The sequence below is a fragment of the Mesorhizobium sp. ArgA1 genome (genome assembly GCF_053714375.1).
This window is the reverse complement of the sequence record NZ_JBSKBQ010000126.1, coordinates 1-562: the sequence shown is the minus strand read 5'-3', so window position 1 is coordinate 562 and position 562 is coordinate 1. Positions and strand designations below refer to the sequence as shown.

At 65.1% G+C, this 562-nt stretch carries 1 protein-coding gene; it reads right to left on the bottom strand.

What is annotated here, in order from left to right:
• A partial coding sequence (locus tag ACWGTI_RS32650; RefSeq protein WP_454590681.1) for an IS1634 family transposase occupies window positions 1-562 on the bottom strand: 562 nt, incomplete at both ends.

Sequence of the window (562 nt, the reverse complement as noted above, 5' to 3'; positions counted from 1 at the left end):
GCGCTCGAGAACGAGCGGAACCATCGGTGCCGTGTCATTGAGCACGACGTTGTGGATCACGCTGCTCGAGCGTTCGCGGGCCCCCAGAATGTATTCCATGCCCAGCTTTTCGAGCGCGGCGATGGTATCGGCGCTGATCATGCCGCGATCGGCGACAACGCAGGCGCGTGTGACGCCGAAGCGCGTTCGCAGCCGATCGACCACCGGCAACAGGACGGTCACGTCAGCGGTGTTGCCGGGCACCATCTCGGTGCAGATCGGCCGGCCCTCGGCATCAACGACCAGCGCCAGGATCATTTGCGCCAGATCGGGGCGGAAGTCCTTGGAATGCCCGCGCTTGCCCAGCGTCTCGCCGCCCGCGCCCTGGAAGGACAATGAGGTTGTGTCCATGAACACAAGGCTGAGGTCGGTGAACAGGTCCTGCCGGCGCGCGAAGAGCTTTTCCTCGATCACGTCTTTCACGCAGCGCGCCACCAGCGCGCCTTGCGCCTTTTCGCCGAGTTCCTCGCCCAGCCACGCCATTGCCCGGTAAAAGTGATGGAGCGCCAGACCCTCGGCGCCC